This window comes from Simiduia litorea, from assembly GCF_042853465.1.
GTDB classification, from domain to species: Bacteria; Pseudomonadota; Gammaproteobacteria; order Pseudomonadales; family Cellvibrionaceae; genus Simiduia; species Simiduia litorea.
On sequence record NZ_AP031497.1, the window covers coordinates 2,825,185 to 2,841,857 of the forward strand.

The following is a 16,673-nucleotide window of genomic DNA, read 5'->3' on the forward strand; positions in this document are numbered from 1 at the left end:
ATCATTCTTTGTTGGAGAAGCGAATGTCTGGATGGGTCATCAATCGTTTAACCCACTGACCTAATTCCCTGCCGTTAGGTTTTTCATTTCTCAAATAAGCGTCGCGAAAATTTTCTAAAACCGTCACTGGAATAGACTCCTGATCATCTAGTATGAAAACTTCCATATTCCAAGAGGTAAAAGACGCGCTACGTACTGGTTCATCAATAAGGATTTGAAGGTTGTCGTGTCGAGGGTCGGACATTATTTTTTTTAGTAAATATTCGATCTCATCATGCTCACCTTCAAGTATCTGCACAAATCGACCACTATCGACGACCAAGACACCATTGACACCTAGTACAATATTACACACCTGCGATTTTTTCTGAATGTCACTTAAACATTCAAATAAGCTGTCTTCGACGTCAAGTAGGCGGTGATTAATTTCACTGGAGTACATCAATAATCTAGGCATTAAATATAACTGAACTCCCAATAATTGACAGGCACCAAAACCGGCACCCACCAATTATAGCCCTCAACCCGATCAGTGTAGTTTTAGTTTTGGTCTGACCGCCCGCCCTATTTTCTCGCTAATGGAGATTAATATTGTGCGCAGCCAGCCATGAATGGCAATCTGATGCATACGGTAAAGAGAAATATACATCACTCTGGCCAAACGACCTTCAATCATCATCGAACCCTTGGTGAGATTCCCCATCAAACTGCCAACCGTACTAAAGCGGCTTAGGGACACAAGTGAGCCATGATCGCGATAGGTAAAGTCCTTCAGTGGTTTACTTTTAACGATGGCGAGTAAGTTGGAGTAGACCAAATCAGCCATTTGGTGTGCCGATTGCGCTCGCGGCGGCACGTTGCGGCCATTGGGCATTTCTCGCGCAGCACAATCACCTAAGGCAAATATTCGATGATCGCGCGTGGTTTGCAAGGTGCTGCGCACCACGAGCTGATTAATGCGATTAGTTTCGAGCTCAGCAATATTGGCCAAGAAATCCGGCGCCTTAATGCCCGCCGCCCACACCATTAAATCGGCTCTGATAAGATTTCCCTCCGCAGTGCGAAGCCCCTCCTCCTCGGCGGCCGCGACGCGAGTATCCACCAGCACTTCAACCCCTAAGTTAGCCAGCTCTCGATGCGCTTTAGCAGAAATTTTTTCAGGCAGTGCCGGCAAAATACCAGGGCCGGCTTCCACCAGCGTCACTTTTAATCGATCGCGGCTGATGTTGGGTAAACCGTAAACAGATAACCATTGCGCGGCATTGTGCAACTCCGCCGACAGCTCAACGCCCGTAGCACCGGCGCCTACAATAGCAATACGCAGGGCCGTGTCTCGCTGGCGCTCGGAATCAATGCGAATAAAGCCATTCAACATACGCTGATGAAAGCGCTCGGCTTGCTGTGGCGCATCGAGAAAAATACAGTGCTCACTCACGCCAGGCGTACCAAAGTCGTTGGTAGAGGAGCCCAGAGCGATAACAAGGTAGTCGTAGGCTATTTTGCGCTCGCCAACCACCTCTCGATTGCGATCATCGACAATGGCAGCCAAGGTAATTTCCCGAGCCTCTCGATTAATATCCGAGAGCGCGCCCTGTTGATACCGAAAGTGATGGCGCCGTGCATGAGCGCGATAGCTCACGGCATCAATGCCCGCATCCAACACACCAGTAGCCACCTCGTGCAACAAAGGCTTCCAAATATGGGTTGCACTTTTATCCACCAAGGTAATAGTAGCCCGCTCCGGTCGGCCAAGCTTGCGGCCCAATCGCGTCGCTAATTCAAGACCACCAGCACCACCTCCCACGATAACAATATTCATTTAAAGTACTCCAAAGGTTAAAAAAACTGTCGCACAGCTGCCGCGGCAGCCGAGCAAAAAAACTATCTTTTAGGTGATTGGACGTCGGCATAAGCGCGTCTCACTTCTTCACCGATAATCTGGAAACCACGCTGAACGGTATCGGCATCTTGCGCATAATTGACGCGCAAACACTCATGACAGTGCGCCCAATCGTCACCCAGACCAGGGAAAAAATAATGTCCAGAAACAACTAATACGCCGCGTGCTTTTAGACGGCGATATAGCTCGGCGCTGGTTATCGGTAGATCGGGAAACCAAAGCCATAAAAAAATCGCCCCTTCAGGTTTATGTACTCGAAACGGCGTGCCCGCCAATGCCGCACGACAAACTGCCAAGGCTTCGGTAACCTTGCGCTGATAGTGGGGCCCCACGACCTGCTGACCCAGTTGAATTAATTCACCACTTTCCACCATCGGCTGTACCAGCGCAGGGCCTAAATTCCCCGAGGCCAAGTTCAATACTGCATTGGCATTACTGAAGGCTTTAATCACTTGTTCGCTAGCCACAACAATACCTGTGCGGGCTCCGGGCAAGCCGAGTTTCGATAGACTCAACAGTAAAATGGTATTTTCATTCCACAAAGGCGTGGCTTGGGTAAATAGAATATTGGGGAAGGGTGTTCCATATGCATTATCGATGATTAACGGCACTTGGTGGGCTAAAGCCAGTTGGTTTAACCCAGCTAATTCAGCATCGCTAATGACATTACCAGTAGGATTTGTGGGTCGAGAAACACAAATAGCTGCTGTCTCTGGCGTGATCTGGAGCGCGGTAAAATCAACGTGGTATTTAAATAAGTTACCCTCGAGTAACTCAATCGTTGGCCTAGCCGCGTGAAAAAAATTTGGGCTTAAACCGCTATCGGCATAACCTAAATATTCCGGCGCTAATGGCAACTGAATATAGCGATGGGAGCCATCCCCCATCGCGCCAGCAAAAAGGTTAAACAGCACAAAAAAAGCAGACTGGCTGCCGTTAGAAACGGCAATATTGCGCTCGGTTAATGCCCAGCCCTGCTCGCGCTTGAGTAAATCGGCCATGGCTTTAAGAAAGCGCGTGTCACCCTGTGGCGATTTATACACGCCCAAGGCGCCAAACAACTGTTCGGGGTTATCGGCAAGTGCATGCATCCGGGCTTTAAACACCTGCTCCATGACTGGAATTCGGCTGGGGTTTCCTCCGCCCATAAACAACATATCTGGATTATCATTTAGCGCCGAGCCCAAATCGTCCATTAACGATGAGGCTCCCGTTTGTCCGGCGAATTTCTGTCCAAATGCTGACAATTTCATAAGGTTACTCATCGCTAATTAGAGCTGACTCTCGATCGGAAACAGCCCTATAAATTTAATCCAAACGCGACTAAAAAACCCCGACTGAGGCTCAGTAGTAAAATCCGGTTCGCTGCCAAGGTTATCGGACTCATACCAAGCTACCTTTCCTTGGTTCAGACCCAACCGCCAATACCGACCATCGGGACCTGTCTCTATTTGCTGCAATAAATACTTGGCCAATGCCACGTCGTGGAAGATAACACCTGTTTCTGTATTAATATCTATGGACCTGGGGTCTAGATTCATAGAGCCAACAAAGGTTGTGCGCTCGTCGACGACATACGTTTTCGCGTGCAAACTCGATTTACTCGAACCCAGCCAACGCTTATCGGCTTTGCCTTGTACGGCCTTTATTTCATAGAGGGCAACACCGGCCTCAAGCAAGACTTTGCGGTATCGACTGTAGCCAGCGTGTACCGCTCTAACATCCGTCGCCGCCAGACTATTGGTTACCACCGTTACCTCAACACCTTGCTGCACTTTTTCCGCTAGATAAGCCACACCTTGGTCGCCCGGCACGAAATAAGGCGATAGGATGAAAAGGCTTTCTTTCGCATCATCCAACGATGGTTTTAACATGGAAATCAGGTACGCATCTTTGTTTTTATCGAGTCGCTTATTCGGCGGGTCAGCAAAGATATCAACGCGGCCATGAAACCAATGCAACTGATTATTTTTAGTTCGCTGATAAAAGTCAGTTTGCTCTAGCTCGTCTAAATATACCTTAGCCTCCGGTGTTTCTAGACTGTCAATCAAATACTGGTGCACAGCTTGCCGAGCCTTCGGTGTCAGTTGGTCGGCTTTAACAAGCTGTGAAATCGAATAAACTTGGTCACTGTTCCAGTATTGATCAAATACTGTCGATAATTCGTCTGTGGCGCTACCGGCAATCAACATATCCAAATCTGAAAATTGCACACCGCCCTTGGAAAAATACTGATTGCCAATATTGCGCCCGCCTGCAATAGCCATTTGATTGTCGACAATTAAAGCCTTATTGTGCATGCGGTGATTAACGCGGGAAAAATCAAATAAAAATTGTGTCGATCGCAATGCACCGCGAATGGCGAAGGGATTGAACAATCTCACTTCAATATTTGGGTGCTGATCAATGACGGTAAAATCCTTATCGCGCCAATTGGTAGCCATATCATCGACCAGTAAACGCACGCGCACGCCGCGCTGACTCGCCTCAATCAAATATTGGGTAAACAGGCGCCCAACCGTATCGTTGTGGTACAGGTAATATTGCACATCAATCGACTTTTCGGCTTGCTGTATCAGCGCCAACCTTGCAACTAAGGCTTCTCGCCCATCGTTCAAAGGTAAAAACGCCTGTTGACGTACCGAACTATCGGCTGCCACGTGCTGCACTAATTTACCCAAGTGCGTATGTTGCGTATTTTTTATGCTCAACGTTTCGAGCCTCGATTCTTGCTTTGGTAAACTCACGCATCCGACCTGAACAATCAATAACGTGATTAGGCTAACCAGCTTACATCTCACCCCCATTTCACCTTGCTCCTACTGCATGGGTGTTGCTAACAGTAAACCACGCAACCATTCATTAGCTGCGCTTTCATCGTTGCGTCTATGCCAAAATAGTTGCAGCTCAAGCCCAGGCAATGCGAACGGCAAGGGCCTCACTTCTAAACCAAATTTCTCCGCCAAGGGACGCGGTAAGGTCCATACCAAATCTGTGCTGCGAACAATATCCGGTGCCACTAAATAGTGCTGCACCCGCAATTGTATATTGCGCGACTGCCCCAGTTGATGCAGAGCGTTATCAATGTAGCCAAAACCCGTGCGCCGGCTAGATACATGCAGATGACGCAGGGCCAGATATTGCGTTAAGTCTAGCGGTTGCGCTAAGGCTGGGTGCCCGGTACGAAAAGCGCACACATAAGGCTGTTGTAACAAGGGAGCATGGCGTAAATCAGCCATGGGAAGGAAAGGCACATCGATGGCAAAATCCAAACTGCCGCTAGCCAGCTCTGCCACGATTTCACGGCGTGGCAAATTCACACTGGCAACACTCATGTCGGGCGCCAGCTGATTCACTTGTGCCAATAGCGGCCCAAGCACCAACGATTCAGCTAAGTCGTTCATGGCAAATTGGAAATTCTTTTGACTGGTGCCAGGATCGAACAAGGCTGGGGTTTCAATGCTAGACGCCAACAGACCCAGCGCCTCCCTTACGCGCTCAATCATACTTTCAGCCACTGGCGTTGGCACCATACCCTTATGGGCGCGCTCGAATAAGGGATCATTCAACTGTTCGCGCAAACGATGTAAGGCATTACTCACGGCGGGCTGGGTAATATGCAGCTGCTTGGCAACGCGAGTCAGGTTTCGCTCGCGATAAATCGCTTCAAAAACCACAAATAAGTTAAGATCTAGCTGTTGAAGTCGCACTGGGATAGCCCCATCTAACTATTAAGTTAAATAATAAACTGCGCCGCTTATAATCAACAGTGGTTATAGGCCTTCATGGAAGGAATTTGTTCAAATGACGGAAGTTTTATTGGTTCGCCACGGTCAAGCGTCTCTTGGGGGGCCAAGCTACGATCAACTGTCAACGCTCGGCTACCAGCAGGCACAATGGCTGGCAGATTACTTACACGCCCAGCACCAGCTCAACCCTAAAGCGGCCATGGTAGTAAGTGGTGGCATGAAGCGGCAGCAGCAAACCGCCGAACCCATCCTCGGTCATCTTGGCCACACCTCAGCATTAGAGCAATCTGGCTTTAAGGAGTTTGATTTTGAAAGTGTTGTGATGTCTTATCTAGAGTTAAATCCTGGCTATCCATTGGCCGACAAACCAACCAGTAACGACCTTTATCGCCTGCTGTCAGCGGCCATGGAAACCTGGGCCGAGAGTGGATTAAAGCTCCATGCACATCAAGAAAGCTGGCTGGATTTTCACCACCGAGTGGCGCAAGCCTGGGCAGAACTTCAACCACTCAAAGATGGTCGTTCAATTATTGTAACCTCGGCCGGCGTTATTGCCTCAATACTCAGGCAACTGTTGCGCTTAGATAATCGCGCTACTATTCAGCTCAACCTACAAATCAAAAACAGCAGCGTTACGCGTTTACACTATGATGGTAGTCATTACCACTTGAGCGGCTTTAACAGCGTGAGCCACCTAGAACACCCTGAGCGACTACACGCTATCACGTCAGCCTAGCAGCGCTATTGCAACAATATTTGATCAAGCAGATCTAGCAGCGGTTGGTTCAAGGTTTCGGGGAAGAGAAGCAGCAAGTCGCAATTAAAATCACTCGCTTCAAGCTGGTAGTTTATTTCGACGCTGGTGACAAAATCCACAGACACCAAATCGTCGAGTTGCAGCGCCTCCAGTGGTTCGTGCACGGCCACCACAAATACAGGCTCGACTTTAAAACGTCGCTCAGCTATCTCCGCTAAACTGGCGAGACACGTATCGCAAATGACGCCGGTCAGCGCCTTGAGTAAATTTTGTTCCTGCTCATTATTTTCCAACGGCAATCCGCGCGCCTGAGCCAGGGTGGCTAAATCATCGTCGGCCACCACGACCATCGCATAGGCCATACCCATCTCTGTGGCAAACGACTGAGCACACGCCGACACCCGCTGAGCACCCTGCAAACTGACCACAGTCTCCGAGAGTTTCGAGGGCTCAATATAGCGAATAACCGGGATGGGTAACTCAACAAACCCACCGCAGTAATCGGCCAAAGACTCACCCGCCGCGCCCATCGCAATATTTGCGACCTCTTGGAGGCAATCTCGATGGGTTTCGGAAAACGGCAGTGGATAACTCATATCAGTCCGTACCTATGCAGAACTTCCGCCAACTTTTCTTTATTAATTGGTTTCTTGATAAAGTCGAGGGCCCCTAAGGCCATCACCCTATCCCGCGCCTCGGGTTGAATATCGCCTGAAATGACGATGATGATACTCTTGTGCTTTTCTTGGCGAATATGCTCGAGCACTTCATAGCCATCCATTTCTGGCATCGTTAGGTCTAAGAACACCATTTCCGCCTTGCCTGCTCGAACCGCTTCCATACCCTCAACACCATTGGCGGCGTAGGTGATAGCCACATCCCAACCATCAGGTAGTGAGCGCGTAACTTGTTTACGCGCCATATTGGAGTCATCGCAAATTAACAAAGGGATTGCCATCGGTACTCTTCTTCTCCGATCTAACACCGTATCTGCTTAGTATAGACAGGCATACATGGCTTGCCTGATTAGTAACCTTTGGTTTTTAGCGCAAAGCGCAAAGAATCCAATGATTGGGGGCCAATCAGCGTCATGGCCACCTCTCCAGCCGGGTTAATAAGATAGGTTGTCGGCAAGACGCTGGGTTTCTCTAGGCCTAATCGTTTAGCATCAGACATTAGCAGTGGAAACTGAATCCCCAAAGCGTCCCGCTGTGCCTGCAGCTGTTGCATCGGTACCTGATCGAAATTCACCCCCAGCACCACAAGGTTAGGTTCTGATTGTGCCAGCGCGTTGAGTTCGGGAATCTCTTTCACGCAGGGTTTGCACCAAACCGCCCAATAATTGACCACCAACCAGCGCCCAGAGGCGTCAAAAGGCTGTGACTGAGGTCCGATTAAAACGCTGTGGCCTGGGTCGCAAGCGACCAAACCTAAGCAGAGTAAAAGCAGTATAACTTTCATCATTTAGGGCTTGGAACCCGCTACCTGCCCAGATGCCCATCGGTCAGTTTGCTCATCGTCCGCGAGCGCCGGCAGCGCCGTATCTGTATCGGACAATTCACTGCGCAACATTTCAAGGCCCTCGCCTTCATTGTCGTACTCTGGCCGCTCTAATTGTGTGGCAAAGAGTTCGGCCAGCGGCACATCGTATTGCTGCTCGGTGTGCTGATCGACCGAGAGCAACCTCGGTGCCACGGCGCTGAACCAACCGAACTGCTGTAAGTAATCTGACACGCCGGGCATTTGCGCTTCAACTTCGACGATATCCGCTAATTTACGCAGGCTAATTAAGGCCAGATCGCGGCATAAAACATAATCCCCTTGGGCTGTCACGGCGATCACTTGATGCTCTAGAAACGCATCGCGTAATCGCTGCCACTGCTCAGCACCAACACCCACTGACAACAAATCGCTATCGGCGATAGATTCACCTGAGCCCAAGCGCTGGCGAAACTCCCAAAGGACAATAAGTGCAGCTACCAAGTCTGGGTATTTTACACTCAAGGTTACCCGGTTATTGGTACTTAAAACCCGCACCAAAATTGCGCCGCCGAGTATTAAAATCCAAGTAATATTTACCCAAATCAAAAACAGAGGCAAAAACGCAAATGCACCATAAATAACAGCAAAGGAAGACTTGGCCATAATGATGGCGAAAGCGCGTTTCAGCAGTTCAAACAAAATCGCGACCAATACGCCACCGATGATCGCCTTTTTAATAGGCACTTTACAATTTGGCACCGCGGCAAACAGCAAAGAAAATAACAGTGCAGTAAGCAGTAGCGGTAGATAGCTTAGGAAGGTCGTCAACAAACTAAAGGTGTTCGCACCCTCAGCGGAAAAAAATTTCAACGAAAAGAAATAGGTGCTCATGGCGACACCGATACCTAAGGACAAAGGCCCCAAGGTCAGGATCGCCCAATAGATTAGAAAATTCGAAATCCCCCTGCGCGCCTGCTTGACACCCCAGATGCGATTAAAGGTTTTCTCAATATTTTTAAGCATTAAATAAGCGGTAACTACCAGCAACGGTACGCTGGCTAAATTCAACTTACGCGCCTGCTGAGTAAAGTTGGCTAGGTATTCACTGACGTCCGTACCTGATTCAGGCAGAAAGTTTGAAAAGATAAGCTGGTTTAACTGCTCATCCATACCTTGAAACGCAGGAAATAGTGAAAATACCGAATAGGTCACCGTCATCATCGGCACCATGGCGAATAGCGTCATAAACGTCAGCGCGCCGGCGCTCATCTGGCAGTGTTTTTCGTTAAATTGGTGGTAGACTTCGGATAAAAGCCGCCAAAATGTGCCAAAAATACCGCCTGTCATACTGCTCCTCGCGTCAAGCTGGACCTTGATTAGTTGGGCCTATGGCCTTATCTGTTTACAATACCTCTTTTCAGAACCTTTGATAACAGACAGGCGTCGACGCGCTACGTAATTTAGACCCTGCACACACAAATGGCACACACTATGGTTACCTTGTACCACAACCCGCGCTGCTCCAAATCCCGCGAAGCCCTCGCCCTACTGGAATCGAAGGGCGTCGCGCCGAGTATTATTCGCTATCTAGAGCAGCCCCCTAGCGCTGCTGAACTCACCGACGTGCTAAAAAAGCTCGGCATCAAGGCTCGGGACCTCTTGCGCAAAGGCGAAGAAGAGTACAAAAGCCTAAATCTGGCCAACCCCGCCCTGACCGACGAAGCGCTAATCGCGGCCATGGTTAAACACCCCAAACTTATCGAGCGCCCCATTGCCATTAAAGGCAAAAAGGCAAAGATTGGTAGACCGCCAGAGGCCGTGCTGGAGCTTCTTTAATGCTTACCGAAAGATCTAAAGCCGATATTGACCCCTACATTTTGGTACTTTACTACTCTCGCAGTGGCAGTACTCAAGCCATGGCGAAGAAAATTGCTAGAGGTATTGAGAGCGCGGGCATGACGGCGCGCATCCGCACAGTGCCAGCCGTGTCGACAACGACAGAGTGCACAGAGCCTGACATACCGGAACAAGGTGCCCTGTACTGCAACCAAGAAGATTTGGCTCAATGTGCAGGCCTAGCCCTCGGTAGTCCTACGCGCTTTGGCAATATGGCGGCGCCGTTAAAATACTTTCTCGACGGTACCTCCGATCTATGGTTGAACGGCAGCTTAATTAACAAACCGGCCTGCGCATTTACCTCCACGAGTAGTTTGCACGGGGGGCAGGAAAGCACCCTATTGACAATGATGCTGCCTCTTCTACACCAAGGCATGCTGTATGTGGGCATACCCTACAGCGAGGCAAAACTACACACCACGCAATCCGGCGGCACACCTTACGGTGCTAGCCACTGGGCTGCTAATCACTCGACGACCTTAACCGACGATGAATCCGCCCTGTGTGTGGCTCTGGGGAAACGTCTGGCAACTCTGGCAAGTAAACTTTATGACTGACTCTGAACCTGTGGCACAGACACCTGAAAACAGCCCAAAACCCATCCCCAATGTTTATCGCAAAGCCCGATGGGGCTGGAGCTTAGCCATTGGCTCCACTGGCATACTGCTACTGAGCGCGTTGATCGAGTACTTGGTCGAACCCGACGCGCGCGTGTCGCTACTGCTGTTACAATCCATACCACTGCTACTGTTTATTCCCGGCATGTGGGTAAAACACTACCGCACCTTCAGCTGGCTCTGTTTTGTGGTGCTGTTTTACTTTATCGTTGCAGTCACGCACGTGATGTCACCGATGGCAAACAGCTACGGATGGGTCAATCTCATTGCCAGCGTGGTGCTTTTTAATGCCGCAATGATGACCAGCCGCTGGCTACAATACATAGCGCATCAGCCAACTAAATCTAACCTCTAGCTTTCATAGGTACCTTTAATGTCTCACGCTCAACCCGGTTTTTTGCGACGTCTTTTTGGTGGCCTTTGGGGCGCGGTTACGTGGCTTAGAACATCACTCGCCAACGTCATTTTCATTTTAATCATTGTACTTATTGTGGTCGCCATTAGCGGCGAAGAGAAGTTTGAAATTCCAAATAAGACAGCCTTACTTGTAACGCCACAAGGTTTTTTGGTTGATCAGCTTACCTATGTTGATCCTATGTCTCGACTGCTTAACGATGATAGCGGCCCAACCGAAACACGGCTTAAATCCGTCATTGACTCGGTCAACCGCGCCGCCGACGACGATCGTGTGACCACCTTGGTACTCGACCTTAACTACATGGTCGGCGGTGGCATTAGCAAGATGGAAGAACTAGGCGTTGCCTTGGAAAACTTTCGCAACCGCGAAAAGCCCATCATCGCCTACGCCGATAGCTATAGCCAAGATACCTACTACCTCGCAAGCTACGCCGATGAAATCTACATCAACCCGCTGGGCGCAGTGTTTATGACCGGTTACGGCAGCTACAGAAATTACTTCAAAGACGCTTTAGATAAATTGGAAATTGACTTCCACGTTTTCCGCGTCGGCGAATACAAAGACTTTATCGAACCCTATACCCGCAACGACATGTCTGGTGCCTCGCGCGAGCACAATAGCCAATGGTTACACGAGTTGTGGAGCACCTACACAAGCCATGTAGAAGAGCGACGTCGTCTACCGATCGGCGCCATCAATAATTACATCAACTCAGCCGACGAACTGCTCGCCGATGCTGAAGGCAACAGCGCCAAACTGTCCGTAAGCGCCGGATTGGTCGACAAGATCATGACCCGTATTGAACTGAAAAACATGCTGGTAGAGCGCTTTGGCTACGATGATGAGCGCGAAGATTACAGTGCAGTCGATGCCGACCACTACCTCGCCCTAACCGATGCCGAGCAGCGCAGTTTTGACAAAAGTGTTGGCCTCATCGTCGCGGCCGGCTCCATTGTCGACGGCGATCAACCAGCCGGTAATATTGGCGGCGACTCTACAGCCGCGTTATTAGAAACCGCGCGTACAGACGAGACAATCAAAGCCGTCGTGTTACGTGTCGATAGCGGTGGCGGCAGCGCTTTTGCATCAGAGATTATTCGCCAGCAGGTTGTCGCGCTAAAGCAGGCCGGCAAACCCGTGGTTATCTCCATGGGTTCGGTGGCGGCCTCCGGTGGCTATTGGGTGACGGCCGGCGCCGATCAAGTGTGGGCGACGCCAACAACCATTACCGGTTCCATTGGCGTTTTTGGCGCCTTCCCCACGGCACAAAAAACTCTGGCCAAGTTAGGCATTCACACCGACGGTGTGGGTACCACAGAACTTGCAGGCGCGATTCGTTTTGATCGAGCCCTGCCAGAAAAAGCCGCGCGCGTTATTCAAATGAGTGTCGATCATATCTATCAAGAGTTTTTGGCATTGGTGGCTCAATCTCGCGGCACCACCCCTGAGGCCATTCACCAAATTGCCCAAGGTCGCGTTTGGACCGGCGCTACCGCGCAAGATATCGGCTTGGTTGATCAGTTAGGTAGTTTAGATGACGCGATTAAAGCGGCGGCTGAACTTGCCAGCCTAACGGATTACGATGTACAGGAAATAACCAAACCCTTGTCGCCGGGTGAAGCGTTTATGCAGGAAGTCCTCAACGACGTCAGCATCGGCCCGAAACACCTCATCAATAGTTTAGTTCCCTCCTCCCTAAGAGCGAGCATTGAACCGCTGGTGAAACCCTTCGCCATCATGAGTGAAATGAACGATCCACGAGGGCTCTATATCAAATGTAGCGAGTGCACGGCGCCCTAACTATTGATAAAAATTAAGGCCACTTTTAAGTGGCCTTTTTTAATTAAAAACACTCCACAACCGATTTTAAGGGATTTAAAATTGACTTTACATATTGGCATCATTGGCGATTTTGATCATGCGGTGATTGCCCACCGGGCGATCAATCAATCTATAGAGCTCGCCAATACACAGCCTTCAAAAACTCATAAGCAGAAAATAACGGGCCACTGGCTAGCAACAGATACAGATTTCACTCATCAGTTAAACAATTACCAAGCATTGTGGTGTGCGCCGGCCAGCCCCTACCGAAATACCGCTAATGCGCTGGCGGCTATCCGTTTTGCCAGAGAGTCCAACACACCCTTTCTCGGCACCTGTGGTGGATATCAACACGCCGCCCTTGAGTTTGCCCGCAATGTACTCGGCCACACGGACGCTGACAATGCCGAAGTTGACCCCAACTGTAGCATGCCATTGATCACCGCACTGGTCTGCCCACTGGTGGAAAAACACGATGGTATTATCATTGCACCTAACACCAAGCTGCAGGACATTTATCGAGCTGAGAACGCGAGTGAAGCCTACCACTGCAGTTTCGGCATCAATAAAAAATACCTTTCTATTTTTGACAACAGCGGCCTAAATTTTTCCGCCTTTTCAATCCAAAAGGAACCGAGAGCGCTGGAAATTAAAGCCAACAACTTCTTTATCGGCGTCGCCTTTCAGCCCGAAAGACTGAGTCTCAGCAACACGCTGCACCCGATCGTCGACGCCTTTTTTACCGCAGCATTGAGAAACAAATCCGCGCTAAACGACACATAGCGCAAACAGTCCGAAACGCTGCGATAGAATTAGGCATACAAGTGTGGCCGCATCAGCTAAGCTAGCCAAAAACGTCAGGCACTCGATGAAAGCGTGTCGAACAAACCGTCTCTAACCGTGAGCAAATTATGGAATATTCAACCGGACTGATCCTTATCGCCATCATGCAGTACATGCTTTTCTCCGCGCAGGTGGGCATGGCTAGAGGGAAATATGGTGTTGTAGCACCCAGCACCACAGGTCATGAAATATTCGAACGCATTTACCGAGTACAAATAAACACCCTTGAACAGCTGATTATTTATATTCCCGGTATGGTGGCTTTTGGGCTTTTCGTAAGTGCCGTATGGGTCGTCATTCCCGGCGCATTGTTTATTATAGGCCGACAAGTTTATGCCTACGCCTACGTCAACAATCCCAGCAAGCGCACCTTGGGTATGGTCATCGGCTTTTTAAGCAACGTGACATTAATCGCAGGTAGTTTTGCCGGTGTGGTGATGCACATTATTGGCTGAATCAGCGCACTAAGGGGTGTTTTTTTAACCTGTCACTAGAAGCCGACCTAATAGCTCTGTCATTGTGATATCTGAACCTCAGCGGTGTAAAACCGCCGAGGTGCCGAGAAGTCAACGCATCGAAAATTGGGATTTTTAATAGACCAATTGGATTGGACTTTTTTACGCCCTAAAGTAAAGGTCGTCGCTCAAACCATGGCTGTGCGGACTCTAGCTGTTTAGCCAAGCGAAGCAGGCGCCCTTCGTCATTCAAACGGCCCGTAATTTGTGTACCCAAGGGCAAACCACTCGGCGCCCAATACAAAGGTACAGACATAGACGGCAGGCCAGTGACATTACCCATGAGGGTGAAAGCCATACGGGAAAGCACGCGCTCAGACATTTTAAACAATAGGCCTGAGTTCATAAGTAACTTACCGAGCGGCAGTCTATGCCCAAGCTTCATCTGCAGCGCTTCAAATTTACTCGGCGGGATAACACCATGGGCGGCAGGCTCGGCAATTAATGTGGGGGTGAGCAACATATCGTAACGGGTTAAATACTCGGCCATCGCACAGCGCACTTTGTACCATCCCTCCTTCGCCTGCGCGACGTCGGCACTGGAGAATGATCGGCCGAGCATGGCCGCACTCAAGGTACCCGGTTCTAAACTAGCGGCAACTTTCGCGCCCCATATCTGTTTAATTTGCGCCACTTTTGCCGCCGTATGGCCGCTGATCACCACCATAAAATCTTGCCACATTTGTTCGACATCAATCGCGGGATCGGCCTCCTCCACCTGATGACCAAGGCTCTTCAAAAGTTTAACCGAATGCTCAACCGCTGCGCGCGCCTCGGGCGAAACCGAGGCAGGTATCATCGGCTTCAACGAATAACCAATTCGTAGGGGTTTAATTGGTACCTTTAATTGATCCAGGAATGGCATTTTAGGTTTCGGTAACAGAAAACTCGCGCCTAGCTCAGGGCCACACAGCGCATCTAACATGGCGGCACTGTCGCGTACGGACAGGGTAATCGGATGGCCAGCAATGGCGCCATCCCAACCTTCAGCCTCAAAAGGTCCGGTCGGGTTTCGACCACGAGACGGTTTCAAGCCAAAGACGCCACAACAGGCTGCCGGAAAACGTATCGAACCGCCGCCATCATTCGCTGAGGCCATTGGCACAATGCGCGCGGCGACGGCAGCGGCAGAGCCACCACTTGAGCCGCCCGTGCTGTGTCCCATTTTCCAAGGGTTGTGCGCGGGACCAAAGGCTTTTGACTCAGTGCTGATCATTAAACCGAATTCAGGCAAATTCGATTTCGCAAACGGCACTAAACCGGTTTTTAGATAACGGTTAACAATTTCGGCATTTTTTTCCGGCCACCAACGCACCTGTTCCGTGCCGAAACTGGTGGGCTGACCGGTGAGGTCATCCAATAAATCTTTGAGGATAAAAGGCACGCCCGCGAACACACCTTGGGGTATTTTTTGTCGGATGCGCTGCTGCGCCGCGTCTTTGAAATTATGGATAACAGCGTTAAGCTGAGGGTTAACTGCATCAAGCCGCTGGCTGGCGACATCTAACAGTTCGGAGGCGGTAACGTCCCGCTTGCGAACAAGCTCTGCCAAACCTAGACCATCGTATTGCCAGTATTCAGAAAACTTCATGCGCTGCCCCCAGTCAGTGGAAAAGAAAGAAAACCTGAGCGCAAGATCACAGTTTTTCACACCTCCGTCAAATCAAAGCTGAATGAAGCAGACCTAGATCACGGTTTTACCTCGTTAAGCCGATGACTAAAGCCTAACCGCTGGCTTTGCTGGCGCGTCGACACCAATCTGCGTTTAAAAAAACGAGTGACGATAGAAAACCTCGAACATAAACGCGTCTACCTATCAGCGAGCGCAATACGACGTCGCGATTATTTTTATTGTTACCCCATCAACTAGCGGATGGGGTAGCTCGACAAGGCACTGAGTCTGAAGGATTAATTAAAGGCCGAAAAATCCGGCTTGCGCTTTTCCAAAAACGCTGTTGCTGCCTCCTTAAATTCTGCACCGGCAAGGCCAGTACCGAAGGCCGCAAACTCCTTGTCCATAACAGCTAGGGACTGCTGCTTCATCGGTTCGCGCATTAAAGCCTTCGTGGCGCGCACCGCCGCTGGCGGCTGCGCCACTAAGCGCGCCGCCTGGGCGCTGGCAGTTGCCAAAGCATCGTCACATCGTTCATTAATAATGCCAAGACTGCAGGCGGTGTCGGCGTCAAAACTTTCACCCAACAGAAACAGTTCCGCGGCTTTTACTTGCCCCATCAAGCGCGGGATTAACACGCTCGAGGCATATTCCGGCACTAAGCCTAAATTAACGAAGGGCATTTGAAATTTCGCCGTGTTATCGGCGTAGACAAGGTCGCACTGCAATAACAAGGTCGTACCGATGCCCACAGCAGGGCCAGATACGGCAGCCACCACCGGCTTGGGGAAATTAAACAGCGCCTGCATGAACTGCGCGACTGGGTTATCTGCATTCAACTCGCCGCCAGCCAAAAAATCCTGTAGGTCGTTGCCCGCCGTAAAGCAGTTTTCGCTACCGCTAAAAAGCACCACGCGAATGTCATTATCCTGCGCCGCTTGATTGAGCGCCTCAGCCAGCGCTGAGTACATATCACGGGTAATCGCATTTTTCCGCTCGGGGCGATTAAATTGCAAATGTAGGATGCGATTGGCGCTGGATATTTTTATATGCTCTGTCATGG

The 16,673-nt window shown here is 50.1% G+C and carries 18 protein-coding genes; 7 read left to right on the top strand and 11 right to left on the bottom strand.

The annotated features are described in order from the left end of the window. Position 1: 1 nt before the first annotated feature. The 5 genes from ACGHTT_RS12520 to ACGHTT_RS12540 form a co-directional block, all read right to left on the bottom strand. Positions 2-508 carry a BLUF domain-containing protein gene (locus ACGHTT_RS12520; RefSeq protein ID WP_390590978.1) on the bottom strand — a complete coding sequence of 169 codons (507 nt, stop codon included), beginning with the start codon at positions 506-508 and terminating at the stop codon, positions 2-4. 21 nt (positions 509-529) lie between these two features. Beyond that, complete coding sequence (locus tag ACGHTT_RS12525; protein WP_390590979.1) at positions 530-1,819, bottom strand: NAD(P)/FAD-dependent oxidoreductase; 1,290 nt, start codon at positions 1,817-1,819, stop codon at positions 530-532. Between the two features lie 62 nt (positions 1,820-1,881). Then, positions 1,882-3,153, bottom strand: coding sequence for a valine--pyruvate transaminase (locus tag ACGHTT_RS12530; RefSeq protein ID WP_390590981.1), 1,272 nt, complete (start codon positions 3,151-3,153; stop codon positions 1,882-1,884). Positions 3,154-3,171: 18 nt separating this feature from the next. After that, positions 3,172-4,647: a phospholipase D family protein gene (locus ACGHTT_RS12535; RefSeq protein ID WP_390590982.1), complete on the bottom strand. Its 1,476-nt coding sequence runs from the start codon at positions 4,645-4,647 to the stop codon at positions 3,172-3,174. A gap of 72 nt (positions 4,648-4,719) precedes the next feature. Beyond that, the gene (locus ACGHTT_RS12540) at positions 4,720-5,610 is read right to left on the bottom strand and encodes a LysR family transcriptional regulator (RefSeq protein WP_390590983.1); all 891 of its coding nucleotides are present in this window, start codon (positions 5,608-5,610) and stop codon (positions 4,720-4,722) included. Positions 5,611-5,704: 94 nt separating this feature from the next. On the opposite strand from ACGHTT_RS12540, the gene ACGHTT_RS12545 reads away from it, so the two are divergent. Next, a complete protein-coding gene (locus tag ACGHTT_RS12545) occupies positions 5,705-6,385 on the top strand; it encodes a histidine phosphatase family protein (RefSeq protein WP_390590984.1) in 681 nt (226 codons plus the stop codon). A gap of 5 nt (positions 6,386-6,390) precedes the next feature. On the opposite strand, the gene ACGHTT_RS12550 is transcribed toward ACGHTT_RS12545, so the two are convergent. The 4 genes from ACGHTT_RS12550 to ACGHTT_RS12565 form a co-directional block, all read right to left on the bottom strand. Next, a complete protein-coding gene (locus ACGHTT_RS12550) occupies positions 6,391-7,002 on the bottom strand; it encodes a hypothetical protein (RefSeq protein ID WP_390590986.1) in 612 nt (203 codons plus the stop codon). Next, on the bottom strand, positions 6,999-7,364 hold the full coding sequence (locus tag ACGHTT_RS12555) for a response regulator (protein ID WP_390590987.1): 366 nt from the start codon (positions 7,362-7,364) through the stop codon (positions 6,999-7,001). Before ACGHTT_RS12555 ends, ACGHTT_RS12550 begins: the two co-directional genes overlap by 4 nt. A gap of 68 nt (positions 7,365-7,432) precedes the next feature. Next, a complete protein-coding gene (locus tag ACGHTT_RS12560) occupies positions 7,433-7,870 on the bottom strand; it encodes a TlpA family protein disulfide reductase (RefSeq protein ID WP_390590988.1) in 438 nt (145 codons plus the stop codon). Beyond that, entirely contained in the window at positions 7,871-9,235 is a 1,365-nt protein-coding gene (locus ACGHTT_RS12565; protein ID WP_390590990.1) for a YihY family inner membrane protein, read from the bottom strand. A gap of 144 nt (positions 9,236-9,379) precedes the next feature. On the opposite strand from ACGHTT_RS12565, the gene arsC reads away from it, so the two are divergent. The 6 genes from arsC to ACGHTT_RS12595 all read left to right on the top strand — a co-directional run bounded on the left by arsC (position 9,380) and on the right by ACGHTT_RS12595 (position 13,938). Then, positions 9,380-9,724 carry an arsenate reductase (glutaredoxin) gene (gene arsC / locus ACGHTT_RS12570; RefSeq protein ID WP_390590991.1) on the top strand — a complete coding sequence of 115 codons (345 nt, stop codon included), beginning with the start codon at positions 9,380-9,382 and terminating at the stop codon, positions 9,722-9,724. Further along, a complete protein-coding gene (gene wrbA / locus ACGHTT_RS12575; RefSeq protein ID WP_390590992.1) occupies positions 9,724-10,341 on the top strand; it encodes an NAD(P)H:quinone oxidoreductase in 618 nt (205 codons plus the stop codon). Before arsC ends, wrbA begins: the two co-directional genes overlap by 1 nt. Next, positions 10,334-10,756: a DUF2069 domain-containing protein gene (locus ACGHTT_RS12580; RefSeq protein ID WP_390590994.1), complete on the top strand. Its 423-nt coding sequence runs from the start codon at positions 10,334-10,336 to the stop codon at positions 10,754-10,756. The genes wrbA and ACGHTT_RS12580 overlap by 8 nt, the downstream gene beginning before the upstream one ends. An 18-nt stretch (positions 10,757-10,774) precedes the next feature. Continuing rightward, positions 10,775-12,619, top strand: coding sequence for a signal peptide peptidase SppA (sppA, locus tag ACGHTT_RS12585; RefSeq protein WP_390590995.1), 1,845 nt, complete (start codon positions 10,775-10,777; stop codon positions 12,617-12,619). Between the two features lie 81 nt (positions 12,620-12,700). Continuing rightward, a complete protein-coding gene (locus tag ACGHTT_RS12590; protein ID WP_390590997.1) occupies positions 12,701-13,423 on the top strand; it encodes a glutamine amidotransferase-related protein in 723 nt (240 codons plus the stop codon). A gap of 128 nt (positions 13,424-13,551) precedes the next feature. After that, on the top strand, positions 13,552-13,938 hold the full coding sequence (locus ACGHTT_RS12595; RefSeq protein ID WP_390590999.1) for an MAPEG family protein: 387 nt from the start codon (positions 13,552-13,554) through the stop codon (positions 13,936-13,938). 169 nt (positions 13,939-14,107) lie between these two features. On the opposite strand, the gene ACGHTT_RS12600 is transcribed toward ACGHTT_RS12595, so the two are convergent. Next, a complete protein-coding gene (locus tag ACGHTT_RS12600; protein ID WP_390591000.1) occupies positions 14,108-15,589 on the bottom strand; it encodes an amidase in 1,482 nt (493 codons plus the stop codon). A 317-nt stretch (positions 15,590-15,906) separates the two neighbouring features. After that, on the bottom strand, positions 15,907-16,671 hold the full coding sequence (locus ACGHTT_RS12605; protein ID WP_390591001.1) for an enoyl-CoA hydratase: 765 nt from the start codon (positions 16,669-16,671) through the stop codon (positions 15,907-15,909). Positions 16,672-16,673 lie beyond the last annotated feature (2 nt).